The 18310-nt window shown below is 38.1% G+C and carries 13 protein-coding genes and 1 pseudogene (1 of these 14 running past the window's edge); 13 read left to right on the top strand and 1 reads right to left on the bottom strand.

Annotated features, from left to right (window positions below; genetic code table 11):
- Position 1 precedes the first annotated feature (1 nt).
- From ACHZEU_RS10920 to ACHZEU_RS10905, 4 genes are all read left to right on the top strand, one after another.
- Positions 2 to 634 carry a TetR/AcrR family transcriptional regulator gene (locus tag ACHZEU_RS10920; protein WP_048393737.1) on the top strand — a complete coding sequence of 211 codons (633 nt, stop codon included), beginning with the start codon at positions 2 to 4 and terminating at the stop codon, positions 632 to 634.
- Between the two features lie 90 nt (positions 635 to 724).
- Positions 725 to 3973 (top strand): fused isobutyryl-CoA mutase/GTPase IcmF, encoded by a 3249-nt coding sequence (icmF, locus tag ACHZEU_RS10915; protein ID WP_048393735.1) that lies wholly within the window; start codon positions 725 to 727, stop codon positions 3971 to 3973.
- Positions 3974 to 4422: 449 nt separating this feature from the next.
- Positions 4423 to 4965 carry a DNA-directed RNA polymerase subunit delta gene (gene rpoE, locus ACHZEU_RS10910; protein ID WP_103117419.1) on the top strand — a complete coding sequence of 181 codons (543 nt, stop codon included), beginning with the start codon at positions 4423 to 4425 and terminating at the stop codon, positions 4963 to 4965.
- Positions 4966 to 5409: 444 nt separating this feature from the next.
- Complete coding sequence (locus ACHZEU_RS10905; RefSeq protein WP_048393729.1) at positions 5410 to 7002, top strand: CTP synthase; 1593 nt, start codon at positions 5410 to 5412, stop codon at positions 7000 to 7002.
- Positions 7003 to 7053: 51 nt separating this feature from the next.
- On the opposite strand, the gene ACHZEU_RS10900 is transcribed toward ACHZEU_RS10905, so the two are convergent.
- Positions 7054 to 7584 carry a DUF2529 family protein gene (locus ACHZEU_RS10900; RefSeq protein ID WP_048393727.1) on the bottom strand — a complete coding sequence of 177 codons (531 nt, stop codon included), beginning with the start codon at positions 7582 to 7584 and terminating at the stop codon, positions 7054 to 7056.
- Positions 7585 to 7737: 153 nt separating this feature from the next.
- On the opposite strand from ACHZEU_RS10900, the gene ACHZEU_RS10895 reads away from it, so the two are divergent.
- From ACHZEU_RS10895 to ACHZEU_RS10855, 9 genes and pseudogenes are all read left to right on the top strand, one after another.
- Entirely contained in the window at positions 7738 to 8097 is a 360-nt protein-coding gene (locus tag ACHZEU_RS10895; RefSeq protein ID WP_404804509.1) for a response regulator, read from the top strand.
- Between the two features lie 614 nt (positions 8098 to 8711).
- Positions 8712 to 9566: a class II fructose-bisphosphate aldolase gene (locus ACHZEU_RS10890; RefSeq protein ID WP_048395593.1), complete on the top strand. Its 855-nt coding sequence runs from the start codon at positions 8712 to 8714 to the stop codon at positions 9564 to 9566.
- A 150-nt stretch (positions 9567 to 9716) separates the two neighbouring features.
- Positions 9717 to 10367, top strand: a complete 651-nt coding sequence (gene fsa / locus ACHZEU_RS10885; RefSeq protein ID WP_404804508.1) for a fructose-6-phosphate aldolase — start codon at positions 9717 to 9719, stop codon at positions 10365 to 10367.
- Between the two features lie 62 nt (positions 10368 to 10429).
- The gene (locus ACHZEU_RS10880) at positions 10430 to 11716 is read left to right on the top strand and encodes a UDP-N-acetylglucosamine 1-carboxyvinyltransferase (protein ID WP_404804507.1); all 1287 of its coding nucleotides are present in this window, start codon (positions 10430 to 10432) and stop codon (positions 11714 to 11716) included.
- A 94-nt stretch (positions 11717 to 11810) separates the two neighbouring features.
- On the top strand, positions 11811 to 12767 hold the full coding sequence (gene glpX / locus ACHZEU_RS10875) for a class II fructose-bisphosphatase (protein ID WP_004269449.1): 957 nt from the start codon (positions 11811 to 11813) through the stop codon (positions 12765 to 12767).
- Positions 12768 to 12990: 223 nt separating this feature from the next.
- A complete protein-coding gene (gene rho / locus ACHZEU_RS10870; RefSeq protein ID WP_404804506.1) occupies positions 12991 to 14274 on the top strand; it encodes a transcription termination factor Rho in 1284 nt (427 codons plus the stop codon).
- Positions 14275 to 14407: 133 nt separating this feature from the next.
- A complete protein-coding gene (locus ACHZEU_RS10865; protein WP_404804505.1) occupies positions 14408 to 16309 on the top strand; it encodes an AraC family transcriptional regulator in 1902 nt (633 codons plus the stop codon).
- A gap of 75 nt (positions 16310 to 16384) precedes the next feature.
- Positions 16385 to 18109: pseudogene (locus tag ACHZEU_RS10860) on the top strand (ABC transporter ATP-binding protein).
- A gap of 37 nt (positions 18110 to 18146) precedes the next feature.
- Positions 18147 to 18310, top strand: partial view of an ABC transporter ATP-binding protein gene (locus tag ACHZEU_RS10855; RefSeq protein ID WP_404804504.1) — the 5' portion only. The gene runs 631 nt beyond the window's last position; only the first 164 of its 795 coding nucleotides appear in the window; it begins with the start codon at positions 18147 to 18149; its stop codon lies beyond the right edge, outside the window.

The raw sequence follows: 18310 nt of genomic DNA, 5'->3' as shown, positions 1-18310 counted from the left end.
GATGACTGATAAAGATAAAAGGCCCCAAGTACAGTCAACCGTAAAAGATGAAAATCTAATCGCCATTCGTCGTGAACAAATGATTCAAGGAGCTATTAAGCTATTTAAAGAAAAAGGCTTTCACCGTGCCACGACGAGAGAAATTGCAAAAGCTGCTGGCTTTAGTATCGGTACTTTGTATGAATACATCCGAACGAAGGAAGATGTTCTATACCTTGTTTGTGACAGTATCTATCACCATGCAATGGAGCGTCTTTCAAGTTATGAGATTAAAGCAGGAACTATTGATGAGTTAAAAGAAATGATTCGGGAATACTTCCTGCAAATCGATAGTATGGTTGATGAGCTAACAATCATGTATCAAGAAACAAAATCATTGTCAAAAGAAGCACAACGCTATGTTTTTAGTAAAGAGTTTGAAATGGTTGCCACATTTGAACGCTTGTTACAGCGATGTGTCCAGTCTGGCGAACTAACTATGACAGAGAAGCAAATCCATTTAGCAGCCAATAACTTAGTTGTTTCAGGACAAAGCTGGGCGTTTCGCAAATGGGCTTTACATCGTCAGCATTCAATAGACGAATTCATTGACATGCAAATCACCTTGTTCATTTCAGGCATAAAGGGGTTTTAATATTTGTAAGGGGTTTGTCGGCAATTGCATATAGCGATATTGCAATGCCGGCTTTTTTTATTCAATAAGGGGAGAAAGTGGGGATTTCATATGACAAAGGTAGAAGTATATCGTCCAAAAAATCACGTACGTTTTGTGACAGCATCGAGTCTTTTTGATGGACATGATGCTTCAGTCAATATTATGCGACGCATTTTACAATCGAGCGGTGTAGAAGTAATCCATTTAGGTCATAATCGTTCTGTTGAAGAAGTCGTGAATGCTGCGATACAAGAAGATGCACAAGGGATTGCGGTTTCTTCTTATCAAGGCGGACATATGGAATACTTTAAATATATGTATGATTTACTGCGTGAAAAAGGAGCACCACATATTAAAATTTATGGCGGTGGTGGAGGAGTTATTTTACCTCGTGAAATTAAAGAGCTTCATACGTATGGCATTGCAGGGATATTCTCACCAGAGGATGGCCGTGTTTTAGGGCTACAGGGAATGATTAATGAACAAATTAAAGGTACAGATTTTCCTACTGCAACAGGTAATTATTTAGAGAAATTAAAGTCTTTAACGACAGAGACGCCTGAAATTTTAGCCAATCTAATAACAGCAGCTGAGTCAAATGACGATGAAGCTACGAAAGAAATGCTAGCAGAGGCAAGAAAGCTTTCAAAAGGTACGCCAGTAATGGGGATTACGGGAACAGGTGGTGCAGGGAAATCATCCTTAACGGATGAACTGATTCGCCGCTTCCTAAAAGAATTCCCAGATAAACGTGTAGCCATTCTATCAGTCGATCCAACAAAGCAAAAAACGGGTGGAGCATTGCTTGGGGATCGTATTCGCATGAACGCTATTTTTAATAACCGTGTTTATATGCGTAGTTTAGCAACACGTGGCTCACGTACAGAATTATCTGCATCAATTGGTGATGTGCTAGATGTAGTACGTGTAGCAGGTTATGACTTAATCATCGTAGAAACAAGTGGAATCGGTCAAGGTGATGCCGAAATTACTAAATACACGGATCTATCTATGTATGTCATGACAAGCGAATTCGGTGCACCTACACAACTTGAGAAAATTGATATGATTGACTTTGCAGATGTTATTGCGATCAATAAATTTGAGCGAAAAGGCTCAGAGGACGCCCTTCGACAAGTACAAAAACAATATCAACGTTCCCGCGAGCTTTGGGATGAATCACTTGATAACATGCCAGTCTACGGTACAATAGCTAGCCAGTTTAATGACAAAGGCACAAATGCGTTATTCGCCGCCCTCGTTAAAATAATTAACGAAAAAACAGGTTTTAATTGGGAAACAAGCTATGAGCAATTTGCGAAAACGCAAAAGCAAGATGTTATCATTCCAAACGATCGCCGTTATTATTTACGTGAGATTACGGACACTGTCCGTGGCTATCATAAAAAAACTGAGCAGCAGGTGGCATTTGCTCGTCGACTATTCCAATTAGAAGGTGCTATTGCAGCTGTCCAAGAAAAAGCTCCAGATGATGTGCTTGTGGCATCGCTTACTTCTTTAGCAGAAGGTGTTAGAGATGAATTAACAGCAGAATCCAAGCGTATATTGGATAATTGGCAGGCATTAAAAGAAGCGTATGCTGGCGATGAGTTTGTGACTAAAGTTCGCGATAAAGAAATTCGTACCATCTTAAAAACAACTAGTCTTTCTGGCACGAAAATTCCAAAAGTAGCATTACCGAAGTTTGAAGACTATGGGGAAATCTTGCGTTGGGTTTATAAAGAAAATGTTCCTGGCGAATTCCCATATACGGCGGGTGTATTCCAATTCAAACGTGAGGGTGAAGATCCGAAGCGTCAATTTGCTGGCGAGGGAACACCAGAACGTACAAATAAACGATTCCATTATTTATCAAAAGATGATGATGCAAAACGTTTATCTACAGCTTTTGATTCTGTAACCTTGTATGGGGAAGACCCAGATTACCGTCCAGATATTTACGGTAAGGTTGGAGAATCAGGTGTATCGATCTGTACACTAGAAGATATGAAAAAACTTTACGCAGGCTTTGATTTATGTGCACCGTCTACATCTGTATCAATGACTATTAATGGACCAGCACCTATTATTTTAGCAATGTTTATGAATACAGCAATCGATCAACAAGTTCAATTACGTGAGCAAGAGCTAGGACGAACTTTGACAGTTGAAGAGTTTACCGAGACACGTGAAAAAACATTGCAAGTCGTACGTGGAACAGTACAAGCTGATATTTTAAAAGAAGATCAGGGCCAGAATACATGCATTTTCTCAACAGAGTTTGCTTTGCGTATGATGGGCGATATTCAGCAATACTTTATAGACCATAAAGTACGTAACTATTATTCTGTTTCCATTTCTGGTTATCATATTGCGGAAGCTGGAGCAAACCCTATTTCCCAATTAGCCTTCACCTTAGCTAATGGCTTTACGTATGTAGAGTATTATTTAAGTCGTGGCATGAATATCAATGACTTTGCACCAAATTTATCATTCTTCTTCTCAAATGGACTAGATCCAGAGTATACAGTAATCGGCCGTGTGGCACGACGTATTTGGGCTATTGTAATGCGTGATAAATACGGTGCTAATGAGCGCGCTCAAAAGCTAAAGTATCACATTCAAACGTCTGGGCGTAGTTTACACGCACAAGAGATTGATTTTAATGATATTCGTACAACATTACAGGCTTTAATGGCATTACAAGATAACTGTAATTCATTGCATACAAACGCCTACGATGAGGCCATTACTACACCTACGGAGGAATCTGTAAGACGTGCTATGGCAATTCAAATGATTATTACAAAAGAGCATGGTTTAGCAAAAAATGAAAACCCACTACAAGGCGCGTTTATTGTTGAAGAATTAACAGATCTTGTGGAAGAAGCGGTTCTTGAAGAGTTTGATCGTATTAATGATCGTGGCGGTGTGTTAGGTGCTATGGAAACACAATACCAACGTGGTAAAATTCAAGAAGAATCTATGTACTACGAAATGTTAAAACATTCAGGGGAGTTACCAATCATTGGTGTTAATACTTACTTGAACCCAAATCCACCTTCAGATGCTGATATAGATAATATGGAAATCGCACGTGCATCGACAGAAGAAAAAGAGACACAAATTCGTAATTTACAAGCTTTTTGGAAAGCCCATGAAGAGGAAAGTGAAGCTGCGATTGCACGTCTACAAGAAGTGGCTGTCAATAATGGTAATATTTTTGCTGAGCTGATGGAGTCAGTAAAAGTAGCAAGTTTAGGACAAATTACAAAAGCTTTATATGAAGTTGGCGGACAATATCGTCGTAATATGTAAGCAAGGTTGATCAAAACTTCTTGTTTTCTATTCAAGTATCATGCTTCTCTAATTTCTAGTGTCTAGTCTTAAGATTAGGCACTTCTTTTTATTTTCGTTATAATAGAAATGTAAAAAAAGGGGAGGCGCAGTAGAGGATGAAATCAGCTATTCACTACATAATTATATTAGCTTTAGTATTGGGAGCCTTTTTCCTGTATAATAAGCAAATTGGCGCTATTCCTTTACTACTATTATCTGTCTATTTGTTTTATCTTGGAATAAAAAAAATGCGTAATATAAAAAACAGTAATTGAAGCTAGCAAAGGGGCTAAAACTTTGTATATAATGGGTATTATGCTTATTGTATGGAAAGAACCTTTTGCGTGGCCTTTTTTGCTGCGCTTGGAGAATAAAGCACCATGTAATTTTAAAACGTCCATTGTGATGAGGGAAAGGAAGTGCACGAATTGAATTTTCGTGAAATGACAAAGGAACAATTAACAGAAGAATCGTTAATTAACTTAGCTTATGCAATTTTAAATGAAAAACGTGCCTCAGTGTCTTTTAATGATTTATTAAAATTAATTCAAGAGCTTGTGGGCTATAGTGATGCAGAAATGAAATCCCGTCTGTTACAATTTTATACAGATATCAATATTGATGGTCGCTTCTTATATAATCAAGAAGCAGGCTGGGGCTTACGTGAATGGTTTAAAGTTGAGCAAATCGAAGAAGAAACAGCTCCTTCTGTTAAGACTCAAAAGAAAAAATCTAAAGCTGCCTTTGATGATGAAGATCTTGATGAAGATGTAGACTTAGATGAAGAAGATATCGACTTTGATGAAGACTTTGAAGAGTTCATTGATGAAGAAGAACTTGATGAAGAAGATGATGAAAAAGAAGATATCGACTTTGACGATGAAGAACTAGAAGAAATTGATGAAGAAATCGATGAAGAGTTTATTGATGAAGAGGAAGAAGAATTTGAGGAAGAAGAGGAAGAGATCTAATACAGTACACTTAGAATTTTCTTTCTTTTAAGCTAGAAGCAAAAAATCTTGACTTCTATCACGGTTACGTTTAATCTTTTACTTGGGCTCCTTAAAAGAAGGAGAAAGACCGTGTATATAATACGCTCCCCCTGCAAACCTATGCAGGAGGAGCGTTTTTTTGTTTTTAACTTTAATCATTTTAGTTCTCCCATACTTTTAATACCGATATGAATATAAATGTTTTTAATTATTCATGATGTATAGTAAACGGTGACTGAAAAGTTATTAGAGTTTTATGGTTTAAAGGAAAGTGGAAAAGAGATAGAACCGATTACAGCTTCGAATCGACTACATTTTGTAGACATTCTCGGCTTTTCTTTTTTTAGGGTATTAGAATGTAAATGGTTCTGATCCCCCCTAAACGCACTAATATTTTAGAACATCATAAGGAGGAATTTATTCATGACGAAGTATATTTTTGTAACAGGTGGGGTTGTATCATCACTTGGAAAAGGGATTGTTGCAGCATCTTTAGGCCGTTTATTAAAAAATCGTGGGTTAGAAGTGACGATTCAAAAATTTGACCCATATATCAATATTGACCCAGGTACGATGAGTCCTTATCAACATGGTGAGGTTTTTGTAACAGATGATGGTGCTGAGGCTGATTTAGACTTAGGACACTATGAACGTTTTATTGATATTAACCTAGGGAAACATTCTACAGTAACTTCAGGTCGTGTTTACCAATCTGTATTACAGAAAGAACGTCGTGGAGATTATAATGGTGGAACAGTCCAAGTAATTCCTCATATTACAAACGAAATCAAAGATCGTATCCAACGTGCTGGTCGTGAAACAAATGCAGATGTTGTGATCACAGAGGTTGGTGGAACAGTAGGTGATATTGAATCATTGCCATTCCTAGAAGCCATTCGCCAAATGAAAACAAATTTAGGGCATAACAATGTAATGTATATTCACTGTACACTTATTCCTTATATTAAAGCAGCTGGTGAACTTAAAACAAAACCTACACAGCATTCTGTTAAAGAATTACGCTCTTTAGGTATTCAGCCAAATATTATCGTAGTTCGTACTGAACAAGAAGTACCACAAGAGATGAAAGAGAAATTAGCATTATTCTGTGATGTTCAACCACATGAAATTATTGAATCTCGTGATGCTGAGCATTTATATGAAGTACCATTAAACCTACATGCGCAAGATATAGATGATATCGTTTTGGATCATTTTGGTATGGAAGCTCCAGAAGCAGATATGGAAGAATGGCGTGACCTTGTAGAAAAAGTGAAGAACTTACCAAATAAAAGAAAGGTAGCATTAGTAGGGAAATACGTAGAACTACAAGATGCTTACATTTCTGTAGTTGAGGCATTAAAGCATGCTGGATATGCATTTAATTCTGATATTGAAATTGACTGGATTAATGCAGAACACGTTGATGCTAACAATGTGGCCTCGCTATTAAAAGGTGCTGACGCTATTTTAGTACCAGGCGGCTTTGGTGATCGTGGTGTTGAAGGTAAAATCTTAGCAACACAATATGCACGTGAAAATAATGTTCCTTTCCTAGGCATTTGTTTAGGTATGCAATTAGCAACAGTAGAATTTGCACGTAATGTACTTGGCCTAAAAGGTGCTCATTCTACAGAGCTTGATGCAAATACGGAGTATCCAATTATCGACTTCCTACCAGATCAAAATGATACTGTAGATATCGGTGGTACTTTACGTTTAGGTTTATACCCATGTAAATTAAAGGATGGTTCAAAAGCTAGCCAAGCCTATGGTAAAGAGCTTGTTTATGAGCGTCATCGTCACCGCTATGAATTTAACAATGAATATCGTGAGGCAATGGAAGCAGCTGGCCTTGTCTTCTCAGGTACAAGTCCTGATGGCAAATTGGTTGAAATTATTGAGCTACCAGAAAACAACTTCTTTGTAGCATGTCAATTCCACCCAGAGCTAGTGTCACGTCCAAATCGTCCACAACCATTGTTCCGCGATTTTATCGGCTCAACATTTAAATAATCAAAAAGAGTTGTCTCGTGATATACGAGACAACTCTTTTTAATTTGATGACTACAATTCTTCTTCATCCAACCCAAGCATTTCATCATAAGCAATTTTGACAGCTTCATATACAAAGAGTCCTGCAAGTGCATGTGGTGCAACAATACGTTGACCTAGATCATTTGGTATTAAACCGCCTTTAATGCGTGTAGAAACATACGTATAGGCTAAATCAGCAAGAGGGTTATCTACACTAGCTGCTTCACTAGCTATAGCAGCAAAGGGAATAAATTGCGTATTTAATTTTTGTGCTAAGACGAGTGCTTCTTCATCATATGCACTACGAGTAAAAATGCAAACCCGATCAGCTTCTGTTAAGCTTGTGTCTGTAGTCCAAGGTGCTAACTTGCTAAAGGGTTCGACTGCTTGAAGTGCATTTAATGCCACAACCTGCATTTCTCCAAAGCAAGCAAAATAGACATTTCCTTCGCCGATTGCGGCTTGTGCTAATAACCTTGCTGTTTCCTCGATAGCATCTTCTTCATTTTGTATAATTCTTTGTAATAATCCACTTAATTGTGTTGTTAGAATTTTTGACATGTTCCCACCTCTATTCATATTATAGGGGGTAAAAGGTAGAAAGCAAAAGCAGATAATTTATAATACTAGAAGGTATTAAGCTGAAAAAGGAGAATTATACATAATAAAGAAAGTTTTTGTGTAAGAATAAAACTAAAAAGGGCGGAATGCGATGTGAAACGATTACTAATTGTCGATGATCAGCAGGGAATTCGTTTACTTTTAAATGAAGTGCTGAAAAAGGAAGGATATATTACATATTTAGCAGCGAATGGTTCAGAGGCATTAAAGTATGCAGACGAACAAGAGATGGATTGTGTTTTACTGGACATGAAAATTCCAGGAATGGAKGGTATTGAAAWTTTGAGASGTTTAWAAAAGAAGTTTMCGADGCTGCCTGTTTTTATGATGACAGCATACGGAGAATTGGATGTTGTGCAAGAAGCGTTAGAATTAGGAGCCATTCGTTACTTTACAAAACCGTTTGATATTTTCGAAGTGCGTGATGAAGTAAATAAAGCTTTACAAGTTTAAAAAGCAGGCAGTGGACACACGGCCTGTTTTTTTATGTTGATTAATAGCTCCTGCTTTTCAGGTGCGAGGACTTCGTTACGTAACACTTCACTTCGTCACCCCTGCCGCTACGTTACACTCCGCTTTCGGGTAGAAAATAATAGCCCCTGCTTTTCAGGTGCGAGGACTTCGTTACGBWACWCTTCACTTCGTCACCCCTGCCGCTACGTTACACTYCGCTTTCGGGTAGAAAATAATAGCCCCTGCTTTTCAGGKGCKAKGACTTCGTTACGTWACACTTCACTTCGTCACCCCTGCCGCTACGTTACACTCCGCTTTCGGGTAGAAAATAATAGCCCCTGCTTTTCAGGKGCGAKGACTTCGTTRCGTWACACTYCACTTCGTCACCCCTGCCGCTACGTTACACTYCGCTTTCGGGTAGAAAATAATAGCCCCTGCTTTTCAGGGGCTATGACTTCGTTACGTAACACTCCACTTCGTCACCCCTGCCGCTACGTTACACTTCGCTTTCGGGTAGAAAATAATAGCCCCTGCTTTTCAGGGGCTATTATTTTTGCTATGATTGAGGAGCATGTTTATGTAGAAAGAAWAGTCCTATGAGGAGGATTTTTAGTATGGCATTAGTATCTATGAAAGAGATGTTAATTAAAGCAAAAGCAGAAGGTTATGCTGTTGGTCAATTCAACATTAATAACCTTGAATGGACTCAAGCAATTTTACAAGCAGCTGAAGAAGAAAAGTCTCCAGTGATTCTTGGTGTTTCTGAAGGTGCAGGTAAATATATGGGCGGATTTATTTCTGTTGTTCATATGGTAAAAGGTTTAATGGAATCTTACGGTACTACAGTTCCTGTAGCAATTCACCTTGACCATGGTTCTAGCTTTGCAAAATGTAAAGAAGCAATTGATGCAGGCTTTACTTCCGTGATGATTGATGCATCACATCACCCATTTGAGGAAAATGTGAAAATTACTTCAGAAGTAGTAGAATACGCACATGCTAAAGGCGTTTCTGTGGAAGCAGAATTAGGGACAGTTGGTGGAGATGAAGATGGCGTAATCGGTGGTATTATTTACGCTGATCCAGAAGAATGTCGCAAAATGGTTGAACTAACTGACATTGACTGCTTAGCGCCAGCACTTGGCTCTGTACATGGTCCTTACAAAGGAGAGCCAAACTTAGGCTTTAAAGAAATGGAGGAAATCTCTAAATTGGCAAACCTTCCACTTGTTTTACATGGTGGTACAGGTATCCCAACAAAAGATATCCAACGTTCTATTTCGTTAGGTACGGCTAAAATTAACGTCAATACTGAAAATCAAATTGAAGCAACAAAAGTAATTCGTGAAATTCTGGACAACGACAAAGTTGTTTACGACCCACGTAAATTCCTTGGTCCAGCACGTGAAGCCATCAAAGCTACGGTTATTGGTAAAATTCGTGAATTTGGAAGTGCACAAAAAGCATAATTTTTGCATTTAATATGTTACAAAAGCATAGATAAATACACATAATAAGAGAAGTGTTGATGCTTTCAATCGACCTTCTCTTGTTTTTGAAATAAAGAAATTTTGGAAAATATTTAATAATATAAGAAAAATGATCAGGAGGAAATAATTATGAAATTTTTCATTGATACAGCAAACTTTGAAGAGATTAAAGAGGCACATGCATGGGGTATTTTATCAGGAGTAACGACAAACCCATCGTTAGTGGCTAAAGAAGAGAATGTTTCTTTCCATGATCGTCTTCGCGAAATCGCTGAGCTTGTTGATGGCTCTGTAAGTGGGGAAGTTATTGCACTTGATGCAGAAGGTATGATTAAAGAAGGTTTGGAATTAGCTGCGATTGCGCCAAACATCACAGTAAAGCTTCCTATGAMACCAGCTGGATTAGAGGCATGTCGATTCTTTGCAAACAAAGGAATTAAAACAAACGTGACATTAATTTTTAGTGCTAACCAAGCATTAATGGCTGCGCGTGCAGGTGCTACATACGTATCACCATTTATCGGCCGTTTAGATGACATTGGTCAAAATGGTGTTGAGTTAATTGAAACAATTGCAGATATTTTTACAATCCATAATATCGATACACAAATTATCGCTGCCTCTGTCCGTCACCCGCAACACGTTACAGCAGCGGCTTTAGCAGGTGCACATATTTCAACTACTCCGTTTAAAGTATTAMAGCAGCTTTTCCACCATCCATTAACTGAAAAAGGAATTGAAGGATTTTTAGCGGATTGGAATAAGAGAAAAGGCGAATAATAAGATTATAAAGTGTGCAAATTGCAAAAATACTACTTTCCAATCATGAGGGAGAACGCAAAATGGATGTTTATAAAATTACTGGCGAAAATCGTCTACAAGGTACAATTAAAGTTAGTGGCGCAAAAAATAGTGCAGTCGCCTTAATTCCTGCATCAATTTTGGCGAACTCTCCAGTGACTATTGGAGGGATACCCGAAATTTCAGATGCTTGGACGTTAAAGGCTCTATTAGAGGAAATTGGTGGAGAAGTTTCATTTGAGAATGGGAAAATGACAATCGATCCAACAGAGATGATTGCATTGCCCTTACCAAACGGCAACGTTAAAAAGTTACGTGCTTCTTATTATTTAATGGGGGCTATGCTTGGACGTTTCAAAAAAGCAGTTATTGGTTTACCTGGAGGCTGTTTTTTAGGACCTCGACCTATTGATCAACATATAAAGGGCTTTGAGGCTTTAGGAGCTAAAATTACTAATGAACACGGAGCCATTTATTTACGTGCAGATGAATTGATAGGGGCAAAAATTTATTTAGATGTGGCAAGTGTTGGGGCTACGATTAATATCATGCTTGCTGCTGTCCTTGCTAAGGGACGTACTGTCATTGAAAATGCTGCAAAAGAACCTGAGATAATTGATGTGGCGASACTTCTAACAAATATGGGTGCCAATATTAAAGGTGCAGGTACAAGTGTCATTCGTATCGAAGGCGTAGAAGAGCTACATGGTACTGAACATACGATTATACCTGATCGCATTGAGGCCTCTACATTTTTGATTATGGCTGCAGCAGTTGGTGATGGTATAACAATCGATAACGTTATTCCACTTCACTTAGAAGCAATTATCGCCAAGCTTCGTGAAATGGGTGTGAAAATTGAGATTGGTGAAGAAAGTATTTATGTACCAAAAACAGACCTCTCAACATTACAGGCAGTGGATGTCAAAACATTGGTATACCCTGGATTCCCAACGGATATTCAACAACCGCTTGCCGTGTTAATGTCACAAGCATTCGGTTCCTCAAAAGTAACAGATACTATTTACACAGCTCGTTTCAAGCATATTGWTGAGCTTCGTCGTATGAATGCAGATGCTCGTGTAGAAGGAAACACAGCAATTATTAAAGGGCAAAGTMGATTACTTGGCTCAACTGTCACAGCAACAGATCTTCGTGCTGGAGCAGCTGTAGTGTTAGCTGGACTCTTAGCAGAAGGAGAAACTGAGATTCAGAACATCTATCATATCGAACGTGGTTATAGCTCACTTATTGAGAAATTACGTGATTTAGGCGCTGATATTCGACGTGAAACAATTGTGGCACGTGTAGCTGAGACAAAGGAATAATGAGAGCTAAAAGTTTTCAACCAATTATGTTACAATAGAGGTAATTTGAATGTTTTGGCACGAAAAGGTGCCCATAACGGGAGGCAAAGCAACAATGGAACGTAGTTTATCGATGGAAGTAGTACGAGTAACAGAAGCAGCAGCAATCGCATCCGGGAAATGGATGGGGCGCGGTTTGAAAATTGAGGCAGACGATGCAGCAACAACAGCGATGCGCAAAATGTTCGATACAATTCCAATGCATGCTACAGTAGTAATTGGTGAAGGCGAAATGGATGAAGCACCAATGCTTTATATTGGTGAAGAACTTGGTTTACGAAATGGTGGTCCTAAAGTAGATATTGCAGTAGATCCTTTAGAAGGTACAAACATTGTAGCAAAAGGTACAAATGGTGCTATGACAGTTCTTGCTATTGCAGATAAAGGGAATCTGTTAAATGCACCAGATATGTACATGGAGAAAATTGCTGTAGGACCAGAAGCGGCGGGCAAAGTGGATATCAATGCTTCCGTCACTTATAACTTATTACAAGTAGCAAAAGCTAAAAATAAAGATATTTCTGATGTTGTAGCTACTCTTTTAGATCGACCACGTCACCAAGCGATTGTTGATGAAATTCGTGAGGCTGGTGCACGTATTAAATTTATCCAAGATGGCGATGTTGGTGCAGCAATCAATACCGCTTTTGATGAAACAGGCATTGATATTATGTTTGGAACAGGTGGTGCACCTGAGGGTGTTATAGCAGCAGTAGCTTTAAAATGCCTTGGTGGTGACTTCCAAGCAAAACTAGTACCAGAAGATGAAGAGCAATTAGAACGCTGCACAAAAATGGGTGTGGATGTTGAAAAAGTTCTTTATTTAGATGACCTAGTAAAAGGTGACGATGCTATTTTTGCAGCGACAGCAGTAACAGATTGCGAGCTTTTAAAGGGTGTTCAATATAAAGGTGCTTATGCCTTAACTCATTCAGTAGTTATGCGTGCTAAATCTGGTACGGTTCGCTTTGTTGAAGGCCGTCACGCTCTTGAGAAAAAACCTAGATATTAATGTTATTTTCTTCTAAAATATACCTAGTACATCTATTGTGCTAGGTACCTTCTTCTTTAAATAACCATCCCATATTTTTAAGGCAATGTTTAGTTATATGGTGGAAATATTTCAATAGATATTATTAAAGGCAACCATATAAGCGTTAGCAGAGCCAATCGTAAACTTCAATGATAACCCCATWAAATTGAATTADMTTTTRAAAAAGAHTRGAGTTGTGCATATGTCTGCATTGACAATCGCTCAATTAGAAAACATGACGTTAAAAGAGCTTTACGCCCTTGCACGCCAATATAAAATTTCTTATTATAGCAAGCTAACGAAAAAAGAATTGATATTTGCTATTTTGAAAACGCGTTCAGAGCAAGAGGGCTATTTCTTTATGGAAGGCGTACTAGAAATTGTTTCGCAAGAGGGCTTCGGCTTCCTTCGACCAATCAACTACTCACCAAGTAAAGAAGATATTTATATTTCTGCATCCCAAATCCGTCGCTTTGATTTGCGTAATGGGGACAAGGTGTCAGGAAAGGTGCGTCCACCGAAGGAAAATGAGCGCTATTATGGCCTATTACAAGTAGATGCTGTCAATGGCGAAGATCCTGAAGTAGCGAAAGAACGAGTTCATTTCCCAGCACTAACACCTTTATATCCAAATCGACAAATTAAACTAGAAACAACACAACGCAATTTATCCACACGTATAATGGATTTAGTGGCACCAGTAGGCTTTGGACAACGTGGATTAATTGTAGCTCCGCCAAAGGCAGGGAAAACGTCTTTATTAAAAGAGATTGCGAACGCTATTACAACCAATCATCCGCAAGCGGAGTTAATTGTCCTATTGATTGATGAACGACCTGAGGAAGTGACAGATATTGAACGTTCTGTCAATGCAGATGTTGTCAGCTCAACATTTGATGAAGTACCTGAKAACCACGTCAAAGTGGCTGAAATAGTATTAGAGCGCGCACGACGTTTAGTGGAACATAAACGTGATGTAATTATTTTAATGGACTCTATTACACGTTTAGCTCGTGCTTATAACTTAGTAATTCCACCAAGTGGACGTACACTATCTGGTGGTATTGATCCTGCTGCATTCCATAGACCGAAACGTTTCTTTGGTTCGGCTCGTAATATTGAAGAAGGCGGTAGTTTAACAATTTTAGCGACGGCTTTAGTAGATACAGGTTCTCGTATGGATGAAGTTATCTATGAAGAATTTAAGGGAACAGGGAACTTAGAGCTTCATCTTGATCGTCAGTTAGCGGAACGCCGTATATTCCCTGCGCTTGACATTCGTCGTTCGGGTACACGTAAAGAAGAGCTTCTTCTGGAACCAGAACAACTTGAAAAGCTATGGGCAATTCGTAAAACGTTTTCTGATGCACCTGATTTTGCAGAGCGCTTCCTGAAAAAAATACGTACAACAAAATCAAATGAAGAATTTTTTGAAAAGCTAAACGAAGATATGAAAAAAGCAACAAAGGGTAAGGGACTTTTATAAAGGGCATCACCATTGACAATCAAATTGTCAGTGGTGATTTTTTTTGTATATGTTTATTTTATAAATGTATATTKAAATTGATAWWCATTATCAATATAATGGTAAGTAAATATGTGTTCTGAAGGAGACGAAGATGAATTATGATGCCTATATGCTTCTTTGGCAAAATGCATTTATCCAGTTGAAGCAAATCGATTACATAAATAAATCAGACATTCATGTGTCAAAGGTTTTAACATATAGCTCGTTTCTTATTGTCACAGCAGGCGGTGCACAGATTGTCATTGATGATCAATCTTATCATGTGCAGCGCTTCAGTATTTTTCATCTAGGTAAATCTCAATCTCTTCACATTAGGGCACAGCAGAGTGTTAGCTATTTTCTCATTAGCTATAAAGGAGATGTCATGTACAAAGATGCCTTTATGCAGCATTTGCACATGCACTATCAACCATTCCAAACACATTTCTCTTGTGTACCCGCAAATCCGATAGTCATTCACAGCATCCTTCAGGATATGTATAGCAAATGGCAATCTGGCTCTATACAGGAGCATTTATCTGTAAGGGCATCCTTCTATGAGCTTATCTATCATGTCTTTCGAGAATTAGCAGAAGGACAAGGGAAACCACATGAAATTGATAAGGCAGAAGCCGCACGATTATTTATAAAGCAACACATTCATCAACCATTATCTATCCAGACATTAGCAGATATGCTTCAGATTAGTACACGACATTTATTACGCATTTTTAAAGCTCGCTATGAAATAGGTCCACAAATATATTTACAACAATTGAGAATAGAGCAGGCTAAGCAGTATTTATTAACCAATCAATATGGCATAAAAGAAATTGCCATATCTCTTGGGTTTGAAGATGAATATTATTTTAGCCGTGCTTTTAAAAAAGCAACAAAACTGGCTCCAAGTAGCTTTAGGCTGAAATATGCATCTAATATGTCCGAWATTGCCATTACAAATGAGMATCATTTTCAMTACAATAATAATCAGCWCGCGCAAGCAAAACGATTKGAGAATGSAKAAAATGRRATCATGATGAAGAAGATGATTCACCATATAAAGCTACCTTTTTTATTAAGCCTGTTCGTTTTACTGGCAGCGTGTAATGAAGAGACAAGCCAATCTAAGGTTGATGAACCAACTTCGCCCGAGAAGGCAGAGACTAGAACCGTAACAGATGATAGTGGACGCGAAGTAGAAATTCCAATGCAGGCAGAGAGAGTCGTAACTGATTGGTATCTGGGGCAAATTTTAGCGTTAGATGTTGTACCAGTTGGAGGCGTAACGGCTAACCTTGATTATGCTGCTTTCTTAAAGCAACACTATAAGGATGGTGAAATTACGAATATTGGTACAGATGGTAAGGTGTCATTAGAAAAAGTTTTAGAGTTAAAGCCAGACTTGATTATTACTTGGAATATTGAAGATGTAGCGAAATATGAAAAAATTGCCCCGACAATTGTCTTCGCTGAAGATGCACATCAATCAGCGATTGAGGAGATTAAGGCAATGGGGAATTACTTAGGAAGACAAGAAGAGGCTAAGGCCTTTACAAAAGAATTTGAAGATCGGATCGTAAAAGCTAAAGAAAAAATCATGGATGTGATTCCAGAGGGAGCCACATTTACTATTTATGAAATGTTTGAAAAAAATGCAACGATTGTAGGGCAATCAAGTGTATCGGGCGGTAGAGCGCTCTATCAAATTTTGGGCATGAAACCTCAAGAAAAGGTGCAGGAGATTTTTGTTACAAAGGAAGCAAGTAATGGACGCTATGAGATTTCCTATGAGGTAGTAGGTAACTATGTAGGTGACTATAACTTCATGATTAATTTCTTTAACAAAGATGGCCAGTTGCCAGCAACATGGACAAACTTAGATGTCGTTAAAAGTAATCAAGTATTAGAGCTTCCATCTGAATATTATTTTGCTTCTGATCCGCTTTCTGGCTTACACCAAGCTGAAGAACTAGCTGACAAAATAGTTGAATTTACAAAGGCTCATCAACAATAACTAGATAACAGGAGAGCTATTGTAGATAGCTCATTTATAGATACGTAAAACGAGATCACGATAGGAGGCTACACCATGTTATTACGGCGATTTTTTTCATATTATAAGCCCTATAAAGGCTTATTTATTTTAGATTTTAGCTGTGCCATATTAGTGGCACTAATAGAGCTTGCGTTTCCAATTGTTTTAAATAAAGTAATTGWTGATATTCTGCCAGATGGGGAATTGAAATGGATTATTATGGCGAGTTTATTGCTGTTTGGATTATATATTTTTAACTCCATTCTTCATTTTATCGTTTCATATTGGGGACATATGCTGGGCATTAATATTGAGACGGATATGAGAAAAGAATCCTTCAGCCATGTACAAAAGCTATCCTTTAGATATTTTGATAACAACAAAACAGGGCATCTTGTTTCTCGTTTAACAAATGATTTGATGGATATTGGTGAACTTGCTCACCATGGTCCAGAGGATATCTTTATTGCAGCGATGACGATTATTGGAACATTTGGTGTCATGTACTATATTGATCCAACCTTTACGATTCTTATTTTCTTACTTGTTCCGATTATCTTAATCTTAACCATTATTTTCGGGAAATTAATGTCCAAGGCATTCCGTCAAATGTTTGGAGATATTGCAGATTTTAATGCACGTGTTGAAAACAATGTAAGTGGTATTCGTGTTGTACAAGCTTTTACAAATGAAGATCATGAGATTAAACGCTTTAAAGTAAATAATGAAAGATTCCGTATGACAAAGCTGTTTTCCTATAAAGTAATGGCTTGGAATGAAGCTATTTCAGGCATACTCACGAAGGTATTATCACTCTTTACTTTATTTGTTGGGGCTTATTTTGTATTAAATGGGCATTTAACAAATGGCGATTTTATCGCATTTATTTTACTTTCAGGTATTCTCTTAGGCCCAATTAACAAAATCAATATGTTTATAGAAAGCTATCCTAAGGGCATGGCAGGATTTAGGCGCTATATTGAATTCCTCGAAACGGAGCCCGAAATTGCGGACCGTCCAGAAGCGAAAACAATCGATGAAATTGATGGTGAAATTACTTTTTCTAATGTATCGTTTGGCTACGCTGCCAATAATCGTGCCTTACATCAAATTAATTTAAAGGTACGTCCTGGTGAAACGGTTGCCTTAGTAGGCCCTTCTGGTGCADGGAAATCTACGATCTGTAGCCTATTGCCACGTTTTTATGAGGTGAATGAGGGTTCCATTAAGATTGATGGTGTTGATATACGAGACTTTAAACTGCAATCTTTACGTTCGCATATCGGGATTGTCCAGCAAGATGTCTTTTTATTCGATGGTACCATTCGTGAAAACATAGCCTATGGTGATTTAAATGCCAGTGAAGAAGATATTTGGTATGCCGCACAACGAGCACAACTGACGGATGTAATCAATGCTTTACCAGAAGGCATGGATACTCTCATAGGTGAACGTGGTGTCAAATTATCAGGTGGACAAAAACAAAGATTATCAATTGCGCGTATTTTCTTGAAAAATCCAAAAATCTTAATACTAGATGAAGCAACATCTGCATTGGATACAGAAACAGAACAAGCTATCCAGCAAGCCTTAAACGAGCTTTCTATCGGTCGTACTACATTAGTGRTYRCYAAWMGWTTAGCAACGATTAAGGATGCAGACAGAATTGTTGTSGTATCGAAAAAGGGCATTATTGAAGAAGGCACACATGAGCAATTAATGGAACGTCAAAATGCTTACTATGGCTTGTATACAGCCCAATTTGGTTTACAAATTTAAAAGTAAAAGCATTCTCAAAAGTGAAAGGAAGTTAAAGATGTCAGTACTTGAAATAGATCATGTTGCGATTGGTTACTCTTCAGCGCTCATCGTCAATGATTTAAGTGTGGAGATTCCAAAAGGGGAGATCTCCACGATTATTGGTCCAAATGGTTGTGGCAAGTCTACTTTATTAAAGGCTGTAGCACGTGTATTACGCAC

The organism is Lysinibacillus sp. S1, from assembly GCF_044986265.1.
Taxonomy (GTDB): domain Bacteria; phylum Bacillota; class Bacilli; order Bacillales_A; family Planococcaceae; genus Lysinibacillus; species Lysinibacillus capsici.
This window is presented reverse-complemented; position numbering and strand designations above follow the sequence as displayed.

Excerpts from the sequence above, each read along its gene's own strand:
- icmF (WP_048393735.1), top strand. The coding sequence starts at position 725 with ATGACAAAGGTAGAAGTATATCGTCCAAAAAATCACGTACGTTTTGTG.
- glpX (WP_004269449.1), top strand. The coding sequence starts at position 11,811 with ATGGAACGTAGTTTATCGATGGAAGTAGTACGAGTAACAGAAGCAGCA.
- ACHZEU_RS10905 (WP_048393729.1), top strand. The coding sequence starts at position 5,410 with ATGACGAAGTATATTTTTGTAACAGGTGGGGTTGTATCATCACTTGGA.
- ACHZEU_RS10890 (WP_048395593.1), top strand. The coding sequence starts at position 8,712 with ATGGCATTAGTATCTATGAAAGAGATGTTAATTAAAGCAAAAGCAGAA.
- ACHZEU_RS10900 (WP_048393727.1), bottom strand. The coding sequence starts at position 7,584 with ATGTCAAAAATTCTAACAACACAATTAAGTGGATTATTACAAAGAATT.
- ACHZEU_RS10920 (WP_048393737.1), top strand. The coding sequence starts at position 2 with ATGACTGATAAAGATAAAAGGCCCCAAGTACAGTCAACCGTAAAAGAT.